Origin of the sequence: Paenibacillus sp. FSL H8-0332, assembly GCF_037963835.1 — a bacterium.
In the GTDB taxonomy this organism is placed as follows: domain Bacteria; phylum Bacillota; class Bacilli; order Paenibacillales; family Paenibacillaceae; genus Paenibacillus_AQ; species Paenibacillus_AQ rhizoplanae.
On sequence record NZ_CP150145.1, the window covers coordinates 675,835 to 692,508 of the forward strand.

13 protein-coding genes are annotated in these 16,674 nt (G+C 54.5%); 10 read left to right on the plus strand and 3 right to left on the minus strand.

The annotated features are described in order from the left end of the window. The first annotated feature begins 116 nt into the window (after positions 1-116). The 8 genes from NST43_RS02910 to NST43_RS02945 all read left to right on the plus strand — a co-directional run bounded on the left by NST43_RS02910 (position 117) and on the right by NST43_RS02945 (position 8,074). Positions 117-830, plus strand: coding sequence for a YceI family protein (locus tag NST43_RS02910; protein WP_339222441.1), 714 nt, complete (start codon positions 117-119; stop codon positions 828-830). A 565-nt stretch (positions 831-1,395) separates the two neighbouring features. Beyond that, positions 1,396-2,187 (plus strand): hypothetical protein, encoded by a 792-nt coding sequence (locus NST43_RS02915; protein ID WP_339222442.1) that lies wholly within the window; start codon positions 1,396-1,398, stop codon positions 2,185-2,187. Positions 2,188-2,298: 111 nt separating this feature from the next. Beyond that, positions 2,299-3,297: a Gfo/Idh/MocA family oxidoreductase gene (locus NST43_RS02920; RefSeq protein ID WP_339222443.1), complete on the plus strand. Its 999-nt coding sequence runs from the start codon at positions 2,299-2,301 to the stop codon at positions 3,295-3,297. Positions 3,298-3,334: 37 nt separating this feature from the next. Continuing rightward, complete coding sequence (locus NST43_RS02925) at positions 3,335-4,267, plus strand: ADP-ribosylglycohydrolase family protein (RefSeq protein WP_339222445.1); 933 nt, start codon at positions 3,335-3,337, stop codon at positions 4,265-4,267. A 570-nt stretch (positions 4,268-4,837) separates the two neighbouring features. After that, positions 4,838-5,722 carry a hypothetical protein gene (locus tag NST43_RS02930; protein ID WP_339222446.1) on the plus strand — a complete coding sequence of 295 codons (885 nt, stop codon included), beginning with the start codon at positions 4,838-4,840 and terminating at the stop codon, positions 5,720-5,722. 28 nt (positions 5,723-5,750) lie between these two features. Continuing rightward, positions 5,751-6,503 carry a WecB/TagA/CpsF family glycosyltransferase gene (locus tag NST43_RS02935; protein WP_339222448.1) on the plus strand — a complete coding sequence of 251 codons (753 nt, stop codon included), beginning with the start codon at positions 5,751-5,753 and terminating at the stop codon, positions 6,501-6,503. 33 nt (positions 6,504-6,536) lie between these two features. Beyond that, a complete protein-coding gene (gene aroB, locus NST43_RS02940) occupies positions 6,537-7,679 on the plus strand; it encodes a 3-dehydroquinate synthase (RefSeq protein WP_339222450.1) in 1,143 nt (380 codons plus the stop codon). Between the two features lie 62 nt (positions 7,680-7,741). Beyond that, positions 7,742-8,074: a hypothetical protein gene (locus tag NST43_RS02945; RefSeq protein WP_339222452.1), complete on the plus strand. Its 333-nt coding sequence runs from the start codon at positions 7,742-7,744 to the stop codon at positions 8,072-8,074. 133 nt (positions 8,075-8,207) lie between these two features. Here the strand turns inward: NST43_RS02945 and NST43_RS02950 are convergent, their stop codons facing one another. From NST43_RS02950 to NST43_RS02960, 3 genes are read right to left on the minus strand one after another with little or no spacing between them, the layout of a single operon-like run. Beyond that, positions 8,208-10,010, minus strand: coding sequence for a hypothetical protein (locus tag NST43_RS02950; RefSeq protein WP_339222454.1), 1,803 nt, complete (start codon positions 10,008-10,010; stop codon positions 8,208-8,210). Between the two features lie 55 nt (positions 10,011-10,065). Continuing rightward, positions 10,066-10,989 (minus strand): hypothetical protein, encoded by a 924-nt coding sequence (locus NST43_RS02955; protein ID WP_339222455.1) that lies wholly within the window; start codon positions 10,987-10,989, stop codon positions 10,066-10,068. Then, the gene (locus NST43_RS02960) at positions 10,982-11,134 is read right to left on the minus strand and encodes a hypothetical protein (RefSeq protein WP_155991665.1); all 153 of its coding nucleotides are present in this window, start codon (positions 11,132-11,134) and stop codon (positions 10,982-10,984) included. Before NST43_RS02960 ends, NST43_RS02955 begins: the two co-directional genes overlap by 8 nt. 244 nt (positions 11,135-11,378) lie before the next feature. Between NST43_RS02960 and NST43_RS02965 the strand changes: the two genes are divergently transcribed. Together NST43_RS02965 and NST43_RS02970 are read left to right on the plus strand one after the other, a co-directional pair. Further along, on the plus strand, positions 11,379-13,199 hold the full coding sequence (locus tag NST43_RS02965) for a vWA domain-containing protein (RefSeq protein WP_339222458.1): 1,821 nt from the start codon (positions 11,379-11,381) through the stop codon (positions 13,197-13,199). Positions 13,200-13,284: 85 nt separating this feature from the next. Further along, positions 13,285-16,674 carry a tubulin-like doman-containing protein gene (locus NST43_RS02970; protein WP_339222460.1) on the plus strand — a complete coding sequence of 1,130 codons (3,390 nt, stop codon included), beginning with the start codon at positions 13,285-13,287 and terminating at the stop codon, positions 16,672-16,674.

Sequence of the window (16,674 nt, forward strand, 5' to 3'; positions counted from 1 at the left end):
ACAATTCTATCACATTGCAGGACGGCGTGCTTTGACTTATTCCCGACATATTCCTTTGTTAGAATGGGAGCCAAGCCAATAGAGCAGAGATAAGAATATGGAATGGAGGAGATCGTATGAAGAAGAGAACCATCGCTATAACCGCAGCCATTGTAATTATTGCAGGAGCCATCACCGCCTTCATCTTAGTGAATAACAGTCTTGGCAATAAGGTGGAGATTGAATCGGTAATTCCTGAGCAGGCCCAGGACAGCGGAGCCCGGAAGGAAGGAACGGCCAATGCGGCTGCGGCCGCTGCTGCTGTAAGGCCGGAGCAGTTGAACGGAAACTGGAACATTACAGAGCCGTCCAAGGTCTACTTGTCCGTGACCACATCCAAAGAAACCGTGAACTTCGTAGACCCCTCCGTTAAGGGAACCTGGAAGGTGAATCTGGAGGATGCCTCCGCGATGACCGGGGAAGGGACGGTCGACATGAGCGCGCTTGATTCGGGAACCGCCCAGCGGGATGAGCATGTCAAGGGAGCGGACTTCCTGTCTGTTACGGAGTTCCCGCAGTCCACCTTCGCAGTCAAGTCCTTCTCGGAGCTGCCGAAGGAATGGACAGAAGGCACGGCGGTGCCGGTGAAGCTGCAGGGTACATTGACGGTTAAAGGTATCGAGAAAGAGGTTACCTTTGATGCACAAGCCTTATACAGCGGCGGACAGCTGAAGCTGTCAGGTACAACCATGGTTACCTTTGAAGATTTCGGCATGAGCAATCCGCATTCGATCGTGCTGGATACCGAGAATGACCTTGAGGTGCGTCTGGAGCTTACACTGAGCAAATAAGATACGCTGAGCAAAAAAGATTAGCTGAGCAAAAATAATACAAGACTCTCCCTGTTACCGTGGATTTGCGGCGGCGGGGGGAGTCTTTTTGTTTTTAGAAAATTATAATTTCCGTCCAAAGGCTGGATGTACGCGGAAAACCGAATACAATCAGTGCTGTTGCGATTAGATATGGGCCCCATGCTCCACAGCACGTAACTTTTTAGAGAAATCCTGCAAGAAGTGCAGCAATACTGCCTAATAGAAGTGACCTATGCGGAAATCCTGCATGAAATGCAACAAAGCCAGCGCTAACTTGCTCTAAACACCGGAATTCTTGTAAAAGATGCAATAATGTACCGTAGCCAGTAACATTTTGTAGAGAAATCCTGCAAGAAGTGCAACAATCCATCCATTACAAACGGCCGGTGAGAGAAGACTCTCAGAACTGGCGAGAGGGTAGGCTGAGCACCGCCATTCTTTCAAAGGACGGCAAAGCCGTTTCCACTTGTGACGGTGCAAATCCCGATCTCCAGGTTAAGTATAAGAGATACATAATTAAGGATCAGGACGGGAGCTAGTGAACTTGGATAAAAGAGCCAAAACTATACTGCAAAAATCGTTCTGGAGCGCGAATGGCTGGAAGGGGACGTCCGGGCCTTTTTCCGGTGAGGATTTCGACTATGCCAAGAGCAAGGGGGTCATGTTCGATCCCCTGACGATCACCCATGATGAGCTGGTGGAGAAGCTGCGGGAGCTGCACAGCGGAAGCGTGACCCGGGACAAGGTGGCGGCCGCCTTCCTGCACAGTCTATCTACCCGGAAGGTTCATCTGCGGAGCGCCTTGTCCAGTTGGGCCTTGACCTCGGAGCTGCCAGCGCATGCCTACGCCCAGCCTCCTGCTGAGCAGCCAAGGTATAGCAGCTGTGCAGCCTGTGATGCCGGGCATCTGATGTCTGACGGGCAATATACACATGTGGATCTGAATGTGCTCAATTTCGAGCGTGTCAAATGGGGCGGCATCCGCCTCAATAAGCTGCTGTATTGCTGGCTGGATCTGGAGCTGTTCAGCCGGGAAGAGGAGGTGGAGGCTACTCCGCAGGATCTTCGTATTTTGCAAGACATGGCCGAGGCCGTTAAGCTATGCGGCAGCAAGGACGGGGCACGGAAGCTGGAGAAGCACTGGAAGAATATTTTCCCTTCTAATCAATATGAGCGGGATGTGGTGATGGAGATCTGGGGATATGCTGGTATTCTGGTTCCGCAGGAGGAGCCGCGTCAGGGCCGGGGCGGAGGCAATGACTTCAACGCTGTAGCCAACTGGCGCGGGGAGGACGGTTATTCGGAGGAACGCCTGAATTTGTTGTTCGGGCTGTAATACACACTTGTATGGAGCTGGAGGGTTCTGGCGGGAGGCGGACATGTACACACCAGGGAGATTTTGATAGAATCAGAGGGACCTGAGCTTCATTAAGAGGAGGATATTACTATGGCAGAAGATAACGCTTACACGATAAAATGGGGCATTCTCAGCACAGGCTGGATCGCCCATCAGTTCGCAACGGATCTGGCCCACGCCAGCAATGGGGTGGCCTATGCAGTCGGCTCGCGCTCACAGGAGAGCGCGGATAAGTTCGCCGCGGATCACGGCATTCCTGTGGCATATGCCACCTACGAAGATCTGGTGAACGACCCGGAAGTGGACGCGGTCTATATTGGCACACCGCACCCGTTCCACCGGGAGAACGCGCTGCTGGCGCTGCGTGCAGGTAAAGCTGTGCTGTGCGAGAAGCCTTTTACCGTTAATAGTGCTGAACTGGAGGAAGTCGTGGTCTATGCCCGGGAGCATAAGCTGTTCCTGATGGAAGCGATGTGGAGCCGATATATCCCGGCGCATGTGAAGGTGCGGGAGTGGCTCGCAGCCGGGAGAATTGGTGAAGTGCGGCTAGTAAAAGCGGACCTGGGCTTCCGCGCTGACTGGAACCCGGAAGGACGTCTGCTGAATCCGGCCCTTGGCGGCGGAGCGCTGCTGGATGTCGGCATCTATCCGGTCTCCTTCGCCTCAATGGTCCTTGGACCCCATCCTGAGAAGGTCAGCAGTACCGTTCATATCGGAGAGACTGGTGTGGACGAGCACTTCTCACTGCTGTTGTCCTACGGCGATGGCGTGTCCGCTTCCCTGAACGGGGGCGTGCGCCTGAATATGCATGAGGAAGCCTATGTCTACGGAACGGAAGGGCATATCGTGGTCAAAGGAACTCTTGTGAATCCGAAGTCTGCTGAGCTGTACGTGAACGGCGAATTAGCAGAGATGTTCGAAGATGACCGCGCTTCGGTCGGCTATGCCTTCGAGGCGGAAGAGGTGGGCCGCTGCCTTCAAGCGGGACTTATTGAGAGTCCGGTAATGACCCTGGATGAATCCTTAGCCATAATGAAGCTGCTGGATACAGTCCGGGCACAGTGGGGGCTGAAATACCCTGGGGAATGAGTGTAGGGATGAAGCTTCCGGGAAGGGGGATACACAAGTGACATTGATGATTGACCGTTATCAGGGCTGTCTACAGGGGCTGGCCGCCGGAGATGCGCTGGGCACGACTGTAGAATTTCAGGCGCCTGGCACCTTCAAGCCAATGACGGATATTGTCGGCGGTGGGGTATTCGCTCTGCAGCCGGGTCAATGGACGGATGATACCTCCATGGCTCTCTGCCTTGCGGAGAGCTTGCTGGCGGTGCAGGCCTTCGATCCGGCAGATCAGATGCAGCGGTATGTGAAGTGGTACCGCGAAGGCGCACTCAGCAGCACCGGCAGATGCTTCGATATCGGGAATGCAACGCGCGAAGCGCTGCACCGGTATGAAGCAAGCGGGGAGGCGTACAGCGGTTCAGAGGACCCGTTCTCTGCCGGGAACGGCTCAATTATGCGTCTGGCTCCTGTAGTAATGTACTACGCGGAGCAGCCCGCTGAGGCGATCCGCTATGCAGCGCTTAGCTCAAGAACAACACACGGGGCCGCCGAGTGTCTTGCTGCCTGCCGCCTGCTCGCGGCGTATATCCTTGCGGGGCTGCATGGCTGGAGTAAGCAGGAGATGCTGGCGCCGGATGCCTTCCGCGAATGGCTGGATGAAGATACGCTGACCCCGCATATGCTGAACATCAAGCAAGGCTCCTATAAGGTGAAGGAGCCGCCGCAGATTCAAGGCTCGGGTTATGTCGTGGAGTCGCTGGAAGCGGCACTGTGGGCGTTCCATAAGTCGGCCAGCTTCGCGGAAGGTGCGCTGCTCGCTGTGAATCTCGGCAATGACGCCGACACCACCGGGGCCATCTACGGTCAGATCGCCGGAGCCTACTACGGCCTCAGCGGCATTCCGGCCGAATGGAGCCGCAAACTGGCGCTGCGTGAGCTGATTAGCGACTATGCGGGGCGGCTGTTCACGGAGCGGTGCAATAGGCGGGGATAAGCTGTGTTAGATAGGCTGGGTGTGTTTGTTGAGCGCCCAGCCTATTTGTTGTGCAAAGTATGAGGTTACGTTCGAAGTGTATCTCCAGAGATAGGTGTATTGTGTACAATTAAAAACCGTGAAAAGGCAGGAGTTCCTCTTCTAACTGTAGTCTACGCTTGAATTGAAAGTAGCCGATTGTATTTCCTGCAATAGAAAACGCATAGTTGACTGAGAAATGAGGTTCTGTTGTATTTCTTACAGTAGAATGTTGCGTAATGGGCGAAAAGTGGCCTTTTTTCAACATTCAAATGTACCGAATACAATAGAATCTATTTCGATGCCATTTTTACAGCATTCCATTGTACAAAATATAGTTACTACTGTTCCAGCGCCTATAGCATACGTATGACTGTTGTGGGAATGAGGCGCTAGTCATCTTTTTCGGAACAAGGCTGTCCACAGTAATCCATAATACACTTTGAGACAATCCAGACAGTAACCCTCCTAAATTATGTTATAATATTCCGGAAATATGTTCTGTGCGGTTGGTTGCAGGGAGCGGGAATTTTATGAGAGGGAGGGAAAAGTGTGCTATGGACGGCAAGTCTATCCAGTCTGCTGCTGAAGCCTGAAAACCGGCAGCGGTATAGCGAATTACTTCAGGAAATCGCCAGCTATATTAGCATCCATATCCTGAATCACCCGCTGCTTGCGGAGGATTGCGGGCATATCAGCATCCTGCTGGATGGATCAACAGCCTTGGGGATTGTGGACGACAGCTCGGACATCGATCTGATCCTGGTCTGCCGGGATGAACACTATGAGCCGATTACGAGCCGGTTTGCACGGGCGGGGCTGATCCCGGAGAGAAGCAGCTTGTTTGTAGATGTTCATCTGCCCAGCGGCAAAATCGGACACTACACCCTGCTCAAATTATCGGAGCTGGAGCAGGCTCTGGGGAAGGGGCAACTGGACTGGCTGTGGAATGCATCGGTCTCCTGTATCTATCATGATCCGCTGGACCTGAAGGCGCTGTTCGCGCAAATGGTCCCGCTGCCCTCAGACCTTCTGATGAGCCTGCGGAAGAAGACCTACATAGACCTTCGGAGTGCTGCCAAAAGCCTGGATAATCCCGTGCGCCGGGGAGAGGCTTTTCCGGTTCTTTTTCAGGCGGTCGAGGTGTTCAAGCAGGCCTTACGCTGCGCCATCACGGTGGAGGGCTACCCCTATCCGTATGACAAGTGGCTTGTACAGGTAGCAGAGCAGCTTCCAGTAGGGAAAAGGGTACTTGATTGCATGAAGGACTTCCGGCAATTCCTATCAGAAGATCTGTCCTACGCGCCAATGTACCAGGAGGATAACAGCTTTGTGAAGATGGAGAAGCGGGTGCGCCAGGTGCTGCTGGAGGGATTCCGCCTGCGCGCCGTAGATGAGCCTTGGCTGGTGGAATGGTGGAAGTACTTCGAGGATTGACGGGATTAGAGATTAAGGGAGAGGTGAAATGATGAAGGACAAGGTGTGTATTCTGGGAGTCCCCTTCTCCAAATTGACGCTGGAACAGACGACTTCGCTGCTGGACGAGCAGATCATGGACGGGCAGGGAGGGCTGTTTCATCTCATTACGGCGAATCCGGAGATTACCCTGGCGAGTCAAACGGACGAACAGCTGCAGGAGATCATCGACTCGGCAGATCTGATTGTCCCTGACGGGATCGGCATTCTGATGGCTGCGCGAAGACAAGGCAATCCTATTTCGGAGCGGGTGACCGGCTACGACCTGCTGCTGAGTTTACTTGCGAAAGGGAATGAGCGGGGCTGGAGTTTTTATTTTCTGGGAACAGATGAGCCTACTAGCAGACTGGCGGTGGAGCAGATTAATCTGCGCTATCCGAAGGTGAAGATTGCCGGGAGGCATCACGGGTTCTTTGCACCTGACGAAGAGCCAGGGATTATCGCCAGTATTCAGCAGTCCAAGCCGGATGTGCTCATTCTTGCCATGGGTGCTCCGTACTCAGATAAATGGCTGTATAAGCACAAGGACGAATTGCAGGGGATTAAGCTTGTTTTTGGCGTGGGCGGAAGTCTGGATGTGATCTCCGGGAAAGTACGACCGGCACCGGCCATCTGGAAAAAAATGAATCTGGAGTGGGCGCACAGACTGTTGTTCTCACCCGTCGCCAAAGGCCAGAAGTCACGCTGGCGCAGACAATCTGCGCTGCCGAAGTTCGTCTACCGGACGATGATCCGTAAATGAAGTCTGCAAGCTTTAGAGAAAGGGGCTAAACCCATGTCCAAGAGCTTTGAAGTAACACTCCAAAAAGTAGTCGATCACTCTTACTTAATTGAAATTGGTGAGCATCTGTTTGCCTCATTGATCCGTGATTTGCAGCAGGGGCTGCTTATGGGGATTAGCAAATATGCGATTATTACAGACTCTACGGTGGAGCCGTTATATGGCCGTCCTTTACTAGAGCTGTTACGTCATGAGGGATTCCAAGTGGAATTGTTCTCCTTTCCGGCGGGCGAGAGCTCGAAGACCCGGGAGACGAAGGCAATGCTGGAGGACCAGTTGCTAAGCCATGCCTACGGCAGAGACTGCTGTATTATTGCGGTGGGGGGCGGAGCGGTGACGGATCTGGCAGGATTTCTGGCCGGGACCTTTGGCCGGGGAGTACCTTCTCTGAATTATGCCACCACCTTGCTGGCAGCAGCAGATGCCTCCGTTGGCGGCAAAACAGGCGTGAACACACCCGTCGCCACCAACCTGATAGGCGTCTTTCACCAGCCCCGTAAAGTATACATAGATTTGGCCGCTTGGCGCACACTCCCTTCCCGTGAGTTCAGAAGCGGTTTGGCCGAGACCATCAAGCACGCTTGTCTGGGCGATGAGCAGTTCTTCGGTTACCTGGAAGCGAACATGGACAGAATCATTACGGAAGATGGGGAGCTGATCCTGGATGCCGGGGTGTGCGAGCATATTGCGCTGACGAATTGTCGGATCAAATATGAAGTGGTAGAGCAGGACGAGCATGAAAGTAATCTGCGGCAGATTCTGAATCTGGGGCATACGGCAGGCCGGGCGCTTGAGGCGCTCAGCGGTTACCGGCTGCTGCATGGCGAGGCCATTGCAGTGGGGCTGGTCATCCAGGCGAAGCTGGGTGTGAAGTTTGGTTATATGACGGAGGAAGAGGCTAACCGGGTAGTGGCTTTGCTGAAGAAGGCGGGTCTGCCAACAGAGCTTCCAGAGTACATTTCAAACCGGGCGTTAGTGGACAAGATGTACACGGACAAAAAAGTGCGCAGCGGCCGCATCCGCTTCGTCTTCCAGGAAGGTATCGGGAGGATGAAGCTTTTCGCTGACGGCTCTTATTCGGTTCCAGTTGAAGAATCGGAGGTCATGGAGCTGCTGGAGGAGCTTCGTGGGAGCTGAAGCTGAAGCCGCATCCCTCCATTCTGGGTAATATAGAGAAATAGAGCTTAGGAGGGACGAACATGGGCAACCCGCTGAAGGAATTCAAGAACAGCATGGATGGGCTGAAGCAGTCACTGGACGGGGTAAAGCAATCCGTCGATGGACTGAAAGCTCCGATGGATGAGTTCAAAGCGAATATGCAGGAGACGGTGGAGTCGGCAAAGCTGCGGAGTGACGGGGTGAAGTCGGAGCTTGGGCGGATGAAGCAGTCGGTCAAGGATACTCAGGAGGTGCTTGGCGAGGTGAAGGAGACGCTGAGCGCATCGGCGGAGGTGCTGTACAAGAGGAAGCGATATCTAAGACTGTTCAGCCGCAAAAGAAAACCGCAAACCGCCAAGGCCCTCCGTTTGTAATCTACACCCCACTTGTGCTGGGACATATTCCACGCGCCAAAAGAAAACGCAAGAGTCATGCGGCATCCGTACCGTGTGGCTCTTGCGTTTTTGGTATTCCGGTCCATGCGGACTGAAGGGCCGTTTCCGCACATCAAGGCGGCGTCAAGCTTAAGCTTCCCATCGAATCGACTACAAACACAGGTACAGACTCCTCACCAAGCTCCGTTTCCACCGTTCCATAACCGTTCTCGAACTGGCCGTTGACTGTGGCTAATCCAGTGATTTGGCTTATCTCGCCCTGAAGCAGCAGATAGCGGCCGTTCGAATGGGCGACGGCTCTTCCGGCAGCGTCAATAGAGATATCGCAGGACAGCGTAACCTTCTCATAAGGAAACAGCTCAAGCTGTGTAGCATCTATAGGAGTGTATGTGAACTCCTGATAGAGTTCCGAGAATTCATAGGCCCCGTTTACCTGGCGGAAGATAGCAATCCTGCCCTCGACACCATTGGCCAGATCCGTGTTCATTACGCGGATGGAGCCATCCTCCGCCATCAGCTCATAGCTGCTGCCTGTGAAGCTGAACAGCAGGGAGATTCCCTCCGGCCGGATGGCATAACCTGTGAAGGTGCTGCGTCCGTCAGCCTCGCCGCCGTTAGCTGCAACTACGGGAACTTCGGAGTAAGCAGACAACGCTTCGTCAAAAGAAAGAGCGCTCAGCATCCCCGAACCCGGGATCACCTCCCCGGTCCGGGTGGAGACCGTGCCGTCCCCGCTCATCTCGGCGTAGACCAGCTTGCCGCCAGCGTCTACTCCGGCTACGGCTACCTTGGCACCGTACTTGTCAGTAACGGAGGCTGTAAGGGAGTAGCTGCCCGGCACTTCGCCGCCCGGCAGCAGCCGGACAGGTTCGGCCGTATTCCAGGCCAGTGTTGCGGCAGCGGTCTCCTTGGAGGTATCCTGCACTGGAGCCAGCTCCGCATAGAGCCTGATGGCATCCGCATACCGGCCGCCGCGCACATGGCGCGCGCCCTCGCGGAGCAGTCGGGCGATGCTGTTGTCGATCAGCTTCAGTACCTTGGAGCTGGTAATGCCGGCTGATGCCGCATAGCTGCGGTAGTCTACCGCATGTCCGGCGAAGGCTGTGATATTGCTGCCGTCCAGATCCTTGTTCAGGATGAGCGAAGCGCTCTCCTTAACCTGCTTGCTAAGCCAGGGCGCGGTATAACTATGATTCTTATAAGCTTCTTCCATAGAGAGGGCGCTCTCCAGCATAGGCCCGAAGCTTCCGGCTGCGGCCAGAGCCTTGAGTCTCGCGGTATCATGGGCCTTGAAGCTCGCAGCCAGCATCTTATCCTTGGCGGCGGTTCCCCCGTAATAGTCTGCCGGAATCTGCAGCAGGCTCCATTTGAGACTGTCCGTACTGTCGCTGCCCGTCCCCGAATCTGCCCCCTTAGACGAATCTGCGGCGAGTCCGGCCAGGTACTCATCCTTGAACTGCCGGAACCCGGCTGTCATCTTGTCTGAGAGGCCAGAATCCGCCGAGAGCCGGCGATAATAGGCTTCATAGGGACCGCCCGGCGTCATATACTTGCTCTTCAGGCTGAGCAGGGAGGCATAGCTCTCCATCATCCCTGAGAAATCCTTCACAGTCAGCTGGTCCTCCAGCGTTAAGGACAGTCTGCTTAGACTGCTGCGGATGCTCGTGATGGGAGCAAGCTCTGCCAGTCTTGCATTAATTTCTTCTTCTTTATAAGAAATTGCGTGATTGGCCGCAGCCAGACGGTACCGGTTCTCGGCAGCGATAAGCTCCCCGGCAGCGTACAATTTTCCGGCTTCTTGTACATCCTGAAGCTTGTTCTTAATCCCCAGCGCCTTCTGTCCCAGCGGGAGCAGCATCAAAATACACAGAATAATCATAATATTCCGCAGGGTTACAGCCCGTATGATCGTCATATAATATAGCCCCTTTATTTCATAGATAAGGATTAGAGCGACAGTCCGTCTAACCTTATACTTCAGGGTCCCAGCGGTACTTAAGCTCACGGATCTCCTCCACCTTGGCATCCAGGCCGTTCCACGGCTCATAAGGGTTCGCGGCAATGAGTCTGGATAAGCGCAGGAAGCGGTCCTTGGGCAGCTCCTGCACATAGCGGCCGATCATGCCGGAGTAGAGCAGCGCGTATCGCTTCATGCGGACCGCAGCACTGGCAACGGCGGCCATAATGACCAGCCCCGTATCCATTTCGAGAATCTGCACCTCGTAATTCTTGACATAGCGCAGGGTGCGGTCTTTGATCAGCTCGGGGCGGACCCTGGCGATCTCACCGATATATTCAGCCAGCAGCGGCTCGAAGTCCTTCAGCAGCAGCTGCTCCAGCTCCAGCGTCATGTCCTTGCGCAGCTGGAAGCCGTGCAGCAGGGCGACACGCTGGCGGGAGATCCGGTCTCCGCGCAGCAGCACGGAGATCTCGCGCAGCTTCTCATAAGCGAGCACATCATTCTCGCGCAGTACCGTCACGGCTTCCTGGCGGTTCAGCTCCAGATCTTCCTTGATGCTGAAAATATTGCGGCCAAGCAGTTTGTTCAGCGCATACAGATTTTCGTTCTGACGTACTTTCCGCTGCGTATAGTAGACCAGTCCGGCTAATATTAGGCCGCCTGCGCCGCACAGCACCATCTGCTGCAGATTCTGCCCGAAATAGATTCCAGCCAGGGTCAGCAGGAGAATAACGAGCAGCCGGGTCTGTACCCTGCGCCCGGCCTGAGACACTGCATACTTCTCTACCGGAGTCAGCGAGGCGCGGCCGCAGCGGGTGCAGCGTTCCTCGCCCAGCGCGGTGTAATGGTGACAGCGGCGGCAGATGCGCAGCTTCTCGAAGGAGTAGCGGGGAGCTTTGAAGGGACGGAAGATCACCGGTTTCTTTTTACTCACGGGCCGTATCCCCTCCGTTCAATGCAGCCAGCAGGCGCTCGTCGATATCCTCACGGGTGAGCGGCTTCCGCTGGCGGGAAGCATATAGAATAATCTGAATCACAGCATAGAGAAACGTTATCCCGAGTATGGCGTATGTAATCATGGAACTCTTCCTTTCTGCTCTGGTTACGGTCTTTTAATCAAATATTCAGGATTGCGGCGTATACTTAGAATAGTCTATCCGGCTCAGGATGGCGATTGCCACTAGCGGAAGTGCCGGTCCAGCGGTCACTATGTTGAAGTTTACAAGGTTTAATTATATCATAATGGCATGCTATTGACAGAATTTAGCTATGCGTTACGGATCTGCCATATCCGCCTAATTTCACACAAGAGGAGCCCAATTTATGCTTCGTAACGAACGTTATTTCAGCAAGGCCAAGAATAGACTGCAGCGCATATTGCCTGTATTGCTCATGATCTTATGCATCACTGTATCTCCATATGCTGCTTCGAGAGCCAGCGCGGCTTCGGCCGCACCCTCACATATCGATGCTGTGCTGCTGATCGATGTCAGCAACTCGATGAACAAGAGCGACAAGAACAAGATAGCCAATGAAGCGATGAAGATGTTCATAGATATGCTGTCCACCCAAGGCGATAAGGTAGGTATTGTGGCCTACACCGATAAGGTGCAGCGCGAGAAGGCGCTGCTTGGCATCAAATCCGCCGGCGACAAGGAGGATCTGAAGAATTTCATCGACGGGCTTAGCCGCGGACCCTACACGGACCTGGCGGTCGGGATGGAAGAGGCGGTGAAGGTGCTGGAGAACGGCAGCGACCCCGGCCATGAGCCGATGATCGTGATGCTGGCGGACGGCAACAATGACCTGAATGAAGCCAGCGGCCGGAAGCAGTCTGATTCCGACAAAGAGCTGAAAGCGGCAGTAGAGGCTGCTAAGCAGAAGGGGTATCCCATATATACCATAGGGCTGAATGCGGACGGCAAGCTGAACAAGAATATTCTGGCCGGACTGTCCAGCGAGACAGGCGGCAAGGCGTTCACCACGAATTCTGCCGATGATCTGCCGCAGATTCTCAGCGAGATTTTTGCCAGCCACTTGAAGCTGAAGGTGGTGCCGGTGCCGTCCATTACGGCAAACGGCGATTATCAGGAAGTTACGGTCAATGTGCCCAACGGCAGCGTACTCGAAGCGAATATTTCCATCATGTCCTCTAAGCCGGTGACCGCAAAGCTCAGTAATCCTGCAGGGAAGGAAGTAGCAATTCCCTCCGATAAAGTGCTGTTATCCAAGTCGTCCAGCTATACGCTGATCAAGCTGCTGTCGCCGGAGGAGGGAGACTGGAAGCTCCAGGTCAAGGGAGTGCCGAAGGACAAGATCGATATTAACCTGGTATTCAACTACGATCTGGAGCTGAAGCTGGATGCCCTGCCCTCCAAGTCTTACGGCAAAGGCGACACGGTGGATATCTCCTCGCATTTGTTCAGCAACGGGACAGAGGTAACGGAGAGCAGCCTGTACCAGGATATGAAGGCTGTGCTGCTGGCTACAGATAAGGACACCGGCCAGGTCCAGGAGATTCCGCTGGATAACTCGGGTGCCGAGTTCAAGGGTGCTTTTGAAATCAAGGATAATCATGAATACGAGCTGAAGGTCCGGGCCGAAGAGAGCAGCTTCTATCGGGAGAGCGATGTGCTGACCATCAATGCCAAGACCGGAACGGTGGCGACTACCCCGCCGTCAGCAGGTACTCCTACGGGCGAAGAGCCTGCTGAGGAGAAGACCTCGAACACGCTGTACTATATCATCGGCGGGATTGTACTGCTGCTGGCTGCGGCTGCCGCATTCTGGGTGCTGCGCAGTAAGGCAAACCGGGGGTTCGTCGGACAACTGGTAGTGGAAGTGGTGGACGGCAACACCGGAGAGAAAACCTATCCGCAGTACAAGAAGCTCGCCGCCTTCCGCGGCAAATTCACCCTGCATCAGCTCCTGCAGCTTGCTCCTGAACTGAAGGAGAGCGAGAAGCTGATCTTCACCCCGGGAACCCATGACCGGCTCCTGCTGCGCGGGGGCGAAGGGATCTCGGTGGAACGCTCGGGGCGTGCTGCTGATACCTCGCGGGGCCTAGAGATGAAGAGCGGGGATCGGGTAACGGTCTCTCTGCAGACGGTAGACAAGACGATTCTATTGGAATATTTGATCTGATAAACAGGCTAAGTGTATGCTCCCGAAACGATTATGCGAAGTGATTCGGGATGCATAGGCTATCACAACTTTTGGGGGAGAACCTATGAAACCGGTAGTAAGAGAACATATTCAACAGCTGGATGTATCGCTTGGCGGAGGGATCGTCAGCGACAAGATTAGAGTGGATACCATCGACAATCCGATCCTCATTATTGGGCTTGGCGGCACGGGCATCGATGCCCTGCTGCGGCTCAAATACCAGATTAACCGCCGCTTCAAGCTGCCTGAAGATCCGTTGTCCAAGAAGAAGCGGGATAAGCCCGACAACGTGGAGTTCCTGGCGTTCGAGACCAATGAACAGGACCGCGGCAAAAAATACAAGGGCATCGGCCTCGACCCGCAGAATGAATTCGTGCTGCTGGCCAATGCCGAGATCGGCGGACTGCTGCAGAACCGCAGCATCCTGGATTCTTACATTACAGACTGGCTGTCGCCGGAGCTGAGCATCACAGACGGCATGAACGGAGCCGCCGGGGTGCGCCAGGCCGGACGCCTCCTCTTGTTCACGAAGATCAACCAGGTGGTTGCCGCTATCGATAAGAAGATCAAGACGCTGTCTGTCGGCACCAGCAAGAAGCTCATGGTCTTCCTGCTCACCGGTCTGTCCGGCGGAACCGGCAGCGGGGCGTTCCTGGATATTACCTACATCGTGCGCGGTATTATTGAACGTGACTACGGCGCAGCCGGGATCGACCGTGTCAATACGCTGGGTTATCTGTTCACACCGGACGTCAATTTGTCCAACAAAAGCCTCAGCGAGCATACCCGCGAGTATATCCGCAAGAACGGGTATGCCGCGCTCAAAGAGCTGGATTACTGGATGAACGTGGACAGCCGGGGCGAACGCTTCCGCCAGAAATACGGCAATATTCTGAGCGTCAACTCGCCGCTGCCGCCGTTCAATCTCTGTCATCTGATCTCCGCAACCAATACGGAAGGCAAGCTGCTGGAGAATGCCTACGATTACTGCATGAACGTGACGGCTGAGAACATCACCAACTTCATGGCCAGTGAAGAGAAGGCCTCCGGCGAGGAATTCGCCATCCATGACTATATCAGCAACATCCGCACGAATATTGCCCAGATGAACAAGACCTATCCTGCCAACTATGAATACAACATTATCGGAGCATCCTCGGCCGTGCTGCCGATTGAGGAAATGACAACCTACCTGGCCTACCGCCTCTTCGACAAAATGGACAAGATGTTCCATCACGCCCCGAATCAGGAGGATGTGGAGAAGATGGCGCGTAAGCTCGGCATTGATCTTGATACGATGATCAAGACGTTCGAGTCCCGTGTGCCGGAGCCGCTGCCGGGCTATCAGAACAGCGAGCGCCTTAGCCATGCGAATGTGGTCAAGAATCAGGTCGTCAGCATGGATACGGAGCTGGAGCAGAACTTCCTGGCCCGTGCGCGTGAGGAATATATCAAATCCAAGAAGCAGCTTCCAGGCGAGATTGCCGGACAGTTCGGCGAAGAGCTGGAACGCATCTTCCTGCATCCCGAGCAGGGGCCGTTCTATGTGTCGCGGCTGCTGTACACCGAGAAGGGCTTCTGCATCCTGAAGCTGATCCAGTCTTATATTGAAGCGCTGCGCGAGAGTCTCTTGCGCCTGCCGCGTGATATTGAGACCGCACAGGAGAGTGCAGAGGATAAGCTGGGCGATGCGCGGAGCGCTTTTGTGTCCAAAGAGAAGAAGAAGAATGCCTATATTGAAGCCAAAATCAATGAATACTGGCTACATGCCGATGTGGAGCGCACCGAGCAGATGATCCAGTTCTATGAAGATCTGTATGAGCTGCTGAATGAAGAGAACAGCCGGATCTACGGTGTGTTCACCGAGATTCTGACCGCGCTCAGCTCGATCTTCGAGAAGAACGGCGACATTCTGATTAACGGCGAAGAGCAGGCAGATCACAAGGGCAACAAAACCTACTACTGGAATATCGTCAATGTGCCGGATATTTCGGCAACCATCTCCAAGGTGATGGACCAGAAGGACGGCGACGATCTGATCCGTGATTTCACGCGCGAAATGCTGAAGCATTCTGGACGCTGGGTCAAAGAGCAGGAGATTGATATCGTCCGTTCGATCTCTGAATTCCTCAGCGACAAGTTCGGGGATCTGATTACCCGCTCGATGGAGGATTTCCTGGTGATGAAATACGGGCACGAGGAGCCGCTGGATAAGTTCGTGGAGCGGATTATTGCCGGACGTCTGGATGAGGATGCGGTACCGATTTTCCACCTCAGCAACAGCTCTGGCAGTCTGCACTTCCCGTCCTGGGGCTTCGTCTCTGTGCCGGTGAAGGCGCCGGGGATTCTGAAGGGTGTGCGGAATTATCAGAACAATGCACTCGGCAAATCGCAGTTCACGATCAAGGAGAGTCAGGTGAAAAACCGGATTTTCTGGCTGAATACACGCAACGGGGTACCGCTGTTCGTATACACGCCGCTGCGGGTTTTCGAGGAGAACTATGAACGGACCATCCTCGATAAAGAGGGTATTGGACGCCATCTCGTGATGACCGACAAGGACAACTGGACCTATCTGCCTTCACCGATCCCGGAGAAGTCATGGGGCGATACTTACGTGAATCCGCGCGTCCGTGATTATAATGCCAGAGTGCGTGCAGATTTCGGCCGGGCGCTGGAGTCCGGTGTGATTATAGAGAAGGGTGTAGATGAGAACACCAGCAGCCGCTTCTCGGTGATCTTCACGAAGCCGCTGGATCTGGGCAAGCTGCTGGGCGCTTATGATCTGCAGCTGGATGCGCCGCGTCCGAATCTGGGTGAAGTGCGCAAGGCTGCTGAAGAGCTCAAAGCGCTTCGCACAGGAGGTCTTGAACGCGAAGCCGTGAAGGATATCTTCGGCAGCATTAATCTGGAGCTGGCCCAGGAGAACCTGATCCGTTCCCCGCAGCTCATCGCCCGTGTCCGTGAGGAGCTGGCGAAATATGATGCGCTGGCAGCCAAGTCACAGGAGCTGGAGGCGCTGGTGCATCAGCATCTGGATGAAGACAAATGGCTGGACCAGTTCATTGAGGCGCTGTACACCGATACCATCGCCAAAAAAGGTGCGCTCTATGTCTATGACCGTGACGAGGACGAGGATGCCTGGGAGCCGTTCGCCAATCTGATGAAGGAACGCAGCTATGTGGAGTATGCCGTCTACCGCCATTTCCGTGAGCTGGATGAGAAAAGCCGCAGTCTCCTGCTCCGCAAGGCAGCGCGCCGGGCCGGAGAAATGACCGCAGCCGAAGATGTAACTCCGCTGCTGTATAAGCTGGAAGGGATGTATGTCTCGTTCCTGGAGGCACGTGACTCTCTGGAATATGAGCGGGTAGAGCATGCCAACGGAGATGAAATGTACGGCTTCTACAAGAGCCTGACCGGCAAGCTTGGCAGCATCCGCAGAAAGCTGAAGTAG